This is a genomic window from Mucilaginibacter sp. GW821-FHT07H05, assembly GCF_059418485.1.
Genome location: NZ_JBWKPY010000013.1, coordinates 1 through 6236 on the forward strand (window position 1 = coordinate 1; position 6236 = coordinate 6236).

General features: G+C 47.7%; 2 protein-coding genes, 2 tRNA genes and 3 rRNA genes. All 7 read left to right on the forward strand.

The features are described 5' to 3' along the window. Positions 1-194 (forward strand): hypothetical protein (locus tag AC07M6_RS24410; RefSeq protein ID WP_494894089.1); only part of this gene is annotated, 194 nt, incomplete at its 5' end. A gap of 438 nt (positions 195-632) precedes the next feature. Further along, positions 633-2154, forward strand: a 16S ribosomal RNA gene (locus AC07M6_RS24415). A 336-nt stretch (positions 2155-2490) separates the two neighbouring features. Continuing rightward, a tRNA-Ile gene (locus tag AC07M6_RS24420) sits at positions 2491-2565 on the forward strand. Between the two features lie 92 nt (positions 2566-2657). Beyond that, positions 2658-2731: transfer RNA gene (locus AC07M6_RS24425), tRNA-Ala, on the forward strand. 53 nt (positions 2732-2784) lie between these two features. Further along, a complete protein-coding gene (locus AC07M6_RS24430) occupies positions 2785-2958 on the forward strand; it encodes a hypothetical protein (protein WP_494894091.1) in 174 nt (57 codons plus the stop codon). A gap of 60 nt (positions 2959-3018) precedes the next feature. Then, a 23S ribosomal RNA gene (locus AC07M6_RS24435) occupies positions 3019-5897 on the forward strand. 220 nt (positions 5898-6117) lie between these two features. After that, positions 6118-6229 (forward strand): 5S ribosomal RNA (rrf, locus tag AC07M6_RS24440). The 16S, 23S and 5S rRNA genes sit together here with 2 tRNA genes alongside, the layout of an rRNA operon. The last annotated feature ends 7 nt before the right edge of the window (positions 6230-6236 follow it).

Below are 6236 nucleotides of genomic sequence, written 5' to 3' on the forward strand. Positions count from 1 at the left end.
ACCTTTGCAGCCCGCAAACGCCGAAAGAAAAACCCGCAAGGGCAGGAGAAAAGGGCGAAACGGAGCATCCCAAAAAAATAAAAAATAAAATTTGGGAAAACAAAAAAGGTTCTTACCTTTGCACTCCCGAAACGAAGGAAGGAAACTTCGGAAAAGAAAAGGGGAAAGCCGACCGCAACGGGAGGCGGAATTGAAAAGAGAAAGCCGTCATCAAATACTAAGATGGATAAGCGGTAAGGCCAGCGAAAGCGGCCATCATTAACAAAGAAAGTTTAGCATCGCAATGATGCACGAAACATAAAGCCGGTACCGTGACGGGAAAGCGAAAAAGTTCTTCAAAACATAAAGAGAAAAAAAATAAATCATGAAGCAAAGCGGGCTTTTTAAGTCGGAAGTCTTCAGTTGAAAGTCAAGAGTCTCCGGACTATGGACTTAAGGCTTAAGACTTGGCACTTGAAAAGTATCTGTCAAATAAACTTGAAGCTTTGGGATTTGTATAAAGATACAAAGTAGTGATTAGAGAACAGTGATCAGAGATTAGGTAACTAATCTTTAATCTCCAATTAACTAATCACTCATTAATACAGATTTCTATTTTGAGTAATAGGGTCTGGATACAAACAAAACATTTTACAATGGAGAGTTTGATCCTGGCTCAGGATGAACGCTAGCGGCAGGCCTAATACATGCAAGTCGGACGGGATAAGGGAGCTTGCTTCCTTTGAGAGTGGCGCACGGGTGCGTAACACGTATGTAACCTACCTTTGTCAGGGGGATAGCCTCTCGAAAGAGAGATTAAGACCGCATAACATTACAATGTGGCATCACAAAGTAATCAAATATTTATAGGACAAAGATGGGCATGCGGAACATTAGCTAGTTGGTAGGGTAACGGCCTACCAAGGCTACGATGTTTAGGGGATCTGAGAGGATGGCCCCCCACACTGGTACTGAGACACGGACCAGACTCCTACGGGAGGCAGCAGTAAGGAATATTGGTCAATGGGCGGAAGCCTGAACCAGCCATGCCGCGTGCAGGAAGACGGCCCTACGGGTTGTAAACTGCTTTTGTACCGGAATAAACCTTGATACGTGTATCAAGCTGAATGTACGGTAAGAATAAGGATCGGCTAACTCCGTGCCAGCAGCCGCGGTAATACGGAGGATCCAAGCGTTATCCGGATTTATTGGGTTTAAAGGGTGCGTAGGTGGCTTTTTAAGTCAGGGGTGAAAGACGGTAGCTTAACTATCGCAGTGCCTTTGATACTGAAGAGCTTGAATGAACTAGAGGTAGGCGGAATGTGACAAGTAGCGGTGAAATGCATAGATATGTCACAGAACACCGATTGCGAAGGCAGCTTACTATGGTTTTATTGACACTGAGGCACGAAAGCGTGGGGATCAAACAGGATTAGATACCCTGGTAGTCCACGCCCTAAACGATGAATACTCGATGTTGGCGATATACGGTCAGCGTCTAAGCGAAAGCGTTAAGTATTCCACCTGGGGAGTACGCCCGCAAGGGTGAAACTCAAAGGAATTGACGGGGGCCCGCACAAGCGGAGGAGCATGTGGTTTAATTCGATGATACGCGAGGAACCTTACCCGGGCTTGAAAGTTAGTGAATGTGGCAGAGACGCCACAGTCCTTCGGGACACGAAACTAGGTGCTGCATGGCTGTCGTCAGCTCGTGCCGTGAGGTGTTGGGTTAAGTCCCGCAACGAGCGCAACCCCTATGTTTAGTTGCCAGCACATAATGGTGGGGACTCTAAACAGACTGCCTACGCAAGTAGAGAGGAAGGAGGGGACGACGTCAAGTCATCATGGCCCTTACGTCCGGGGCTACACACGTGCTACAATGGACGGTACAGAGGGCTGCTACCTGGCAACAGGATGCCAATCTCTAAAAGCCGTTCACAGTTCGGATCGGGGTCTGCAACTCGACCCCGTGAAGTTGGATTCGCTAGTAATCGCAGATCAGCAATGCTGCGGTGAATACGTTCCCGGGCCTTGTACACACCGCCCGTCAAGCCATGGAAGCTGGAAGTGCCTGAAGTGCGTAACCGCAAGGAGCGTCCTAGGGTAAAGTCGGTAACTGGGGCTAAGTCGTAACAAGGTAGCCGTACCGGAAGGTGCGGCTGGAATACCTCCTTTCTGGAGCAAATCCACTGAAGTCTACAGGAATAAATGACAGTACTGCTTTGCCCATGTTTATTTTTTTTCTCTTATATTATAATAGTGATTAGAGATCAGTGAACAGAGATTAGTTATAAAAGACTACTCACTAATTAACCGCTCACTAATTAACTAACAATGGAAACCCAGGAAAGATGAAGCCATCAGGGTGCCGGCCGCATGAGGCAGGGACTTAAATTGGCAGTAGCAGTCGAAAGTCTGAAGTCGGGAGTCTGAAGTCTTAAGTCACAATGACTTAATGACCCAATGACCCAATGACTAATGACCAATGACTCAAGACTGCTAACTTAAAACAGTCCCGTAGCTCAGTTTGGTTAGAGCACTACACTGATAATGTAGGGGTCAGCAGTTCAAATCTGCTCGGGACTACGACGCAGCGAAGCTGCGGGTGAATAGCGATTAGGTATTAGCGATTAGGAGGACTAATCACTGATTAACTAATCACTGATCAACATCACCTTGGGGGATTAGCTCAGCTGGCTAGAGCACCTGCCTTGCACGCAGGGGGTCAACGGTTCGAATCCGTTATTCTCCACATTTAAGACGGAAAGTCTTAAGTCTGTAGTCCAAAGTCGTAAGACTGGAGACTTGGAACTTAAGGCTGGAGACTTAGAAAAGTTCTTTGACATATTGGAAGAAGTAATTGAAAAAGAGAAAACAACAGTAGAGACGATTGTTGGCTTTGGACTCAGTAACGAAGAGAGGAAGGAAAAGATGGATAGCTTCGGCAGGAAATCCAACCAGAAACTCATGAAGAACTGAAGAAGAACGGCAATCTGATCAAAAAGCATACGGCCGCGAGCAAAAGCGTGGCATGTATAGAAGAAAGTAAGAAAGGGTACACGGGGGATGCCTTGGCTCTCAGAGGCGATGAAGGACGTGATAAGCTGCGATAAGCCGCGGGGATTAGCAAATATGAATTAATCCGCGGATTTCCGAATGGGGAAACCTAACTATTTGAAGAATAGTTGCAATAGCGCTAACCTGCTGAACTGAAACATCTAAGTAAGCAGAGGAAGAGAAAATAATAATGATTTCCTGAGTAGTGGCGAGCGAAAGGGAAAGAGCCCAAACCGGTTATGTTACGGCATAACCGGGGTTGTAGGACCACGATATTGGATATTAAACTGAACCGGAACGGGGTGGGAAACCCGGCCATAGAGCATGAGAGCTGCGTACGGGTAAGGAATAATAGCATAGTGGTATCCTGAGTACCGCGAGGTCGGAGACGCCTTGTGGGAATCTGCCGGCACCATCCGGTAAGGCTAAATACTACTGAGAGACCGATAGTGAACTAGTACCGTGAGGGAAAGGTGAAAAGAACCCCGAACAGGGGAGTGAAATAGAACCTGAAACCGTGTACTTACAAGCGGTCGGAGCAGACTTGATCTGTGACGGCGTGCCTTTTGCATAATGAGCCTACGAGTTACTCCTCACTGGCAAGGTTAAATGTTTAAGACATGAAGCCGAAGCGAAAGCGAGTCTGAATAGGGCGTGCAGTCAGTGGGGGTAGACGCGAAACCTTGTGATCTACCCATGGACAGGTTGAAGGTGCCGTAACAGGTACTGGAGGACCGAACCGATAAACGTTGAAAAGTTTCCGGATGATCTGTGGGTAGGGGTGAAAGGCTAATCAAACTGGGAAATAGCTCGTACTCCCCGAAATGTTTTTAGGAACAGCCTGGCGGTTAAGTTATAAAGAGGTAGAGCTACTAATTGGGTGCGGGGGAGTCAAATCCTACCAAATCCAGATAAACTCCGAATGCTTTATAATATACGCTGGAGTGAGGCTATGGGTGCTAAGGTCCATGGCCGAGAGGGAAAGAACCCAGACCATCAGCTAAGGTCCCCAAATTACTGCTAAGTTGAACTAACGAGGTCCGATTGCACAGACAGCTAGGATGTTGGCTTGGAAGCAGCCATTCATTTAAAGAGTGCGTAACAGCTCACTAGTCGAGCGATCGGGCATGGATAATAAACGGGCATAAGCAGTATACCGAAGCTATGGATTTGCAGTAATGCATCTGGTAGGGGAGCATTCTATTTGCGGTGAAGCCGAAGGCGACAAGCTACGGTGGAGGGAATAGAAAAGCAAATGTAGGCATAAGTAACGATAAGGCGGGAGAGAAACCCGCCCACCGAAAGACTAAGGTTTCCTGATCAACGCTAATCGGATCAGGGTTAGTCGGGGCCTAAGGTGAAGCCGAAAGGCGCAGCCGATGGACAACTGGTTAATATTCCAGTACTTTTTATAACTGCGATGCGGTGACGGAGTAGTGACACTGACGCGAACTGACGGAATAGTTCGTTAAAGGCCGTAGGTATAGGATTCATTGGTAAGTCCGTGAGTCTTGCTGAAAGCTGATAGTACTCGGAACCTTCGGGGGATGGGATAGTTCAGGTAATCAGACTTCCAAGAAAACCCGCTAAGCTTCAGGTTATAAAAACCCGTACCGTAAACCGACACAGGTAGTCGAGGAGAGAATCCTAAGGTGCTCGAGTGAATCATGGCTAAGGAACTCGGCAAAATGGCCCTGTAACTTCGGGAGAAGGGGCGCTGGCAGCAATGTCAGCCGCAGTGAAAAGGCCCAGGCGACTGTTTAACAAAAACACATGGCTTTGCAAAATCGAAAGATGAGGTATAAGGCCTGACACCTGCCCGGTGCCGGAAGGTTAAGAGGGGATGTTAGTCGCAAGGCGAAGCATTGAATCGAAGCCCCGGTAAACGGCGGCCGTAACTATAACGGTCCTAAGGTAGCGAAATTCCTTGTCGGGTAAGTTCCGACCTGCACGAATGGTGTAACGATCTGGGCGCTGTCTCAGCCATGAGCTCGGTGAAATTGTGGTATCGGTGAAGACGCCGGTTACCCGCAACGGGACGGAAAGACCCCATGCACCTTCACTACAACTTAACATTGATATCGGATACAGGATGTGTAGGATAGGTGGGAGACTGTGATCCGGCTTCGCTAGGAGTCGGTTAGTCAACGTTGAAATACCACCCTTTCTGTATTTGGTGTCTAACCCTTATGATTAGGGGGACATTGTTTGGCGGGTAGTTTGACTGGGGTGGTCGCCTCCAAAAAGGTAACGGAGGCTTTCAAAGGTAAGCTCAGTACGCTTGGTAACCGTACGCGGAGTGCAATAGCATAAGCTTGCTTGACTGTGAGGCAGACAAGCCGAGCAGGGTCGAAAGACGGATATAGTGATCCGGTGGTTCTGCATGGAAGGGCCATCGCTCAAAGGATAAAAGGTACGCTGGGGATAACAGGCTGATCTCCCCCAAGAGCTCATATCGACGGGGAGGTTTGGCACCTCGATGTCGGCTCGTCACATCCTGGGGCTGGAGAAGGTCCCAAGGGTTGAGCTGTTCGCTCATTAAAGTGGCACGCGAGCTGGGTTCAGAACGTCGCGAGACAGTTCGGTCCCTATCTGTTGTGGGCGTTGGAAGTTTGAGTGGGGCTGACCTTAGTACGAGAGGACCGGGTTGGACTAACCTCTGGTGAATCTGTTATGGCGCCAGCTGTATTGCAGAGTAGCTACGTTGGGAATAGATAAGCGCTGAAAGCATCTAAGTGCGAAACTAGCCACAAGATGAGACTTCCATTGAGGGTCGTAGCAGACTACTACGTTGATAGGTCATAGGTATAAAGGTGGTGACATCATAGCCAAGTGATACTAATAGCCCGAAGCTTTCTCATAGCAGGTAATTAAGGTGATTAGAGAATAGTGAATAGAGATCAGGCATGTCCTGATCTCTAACCTCCAATCTCTAATCACTGCAAAAACAAAGCTGTTGTTTTCTCTGATCAAATACTTCTTTCAATTATGTTTAAGTTAATTAGTTAATCAGAGATTAGTTAATTAGTAGCTGCAAGGCACTAATCACTAATCCACCGATCACTAATAACTTTAAAATATTCAGGTGCCTATATCGGCGGTGTCCACCTCTTCCCATTCCGAACAGAGAAGTTAAGCCCGCCAGAGCCGATGGTACTGCAGTAAAATGTGGGAGAGTAGGTCGGTGCCAAATCTTATCA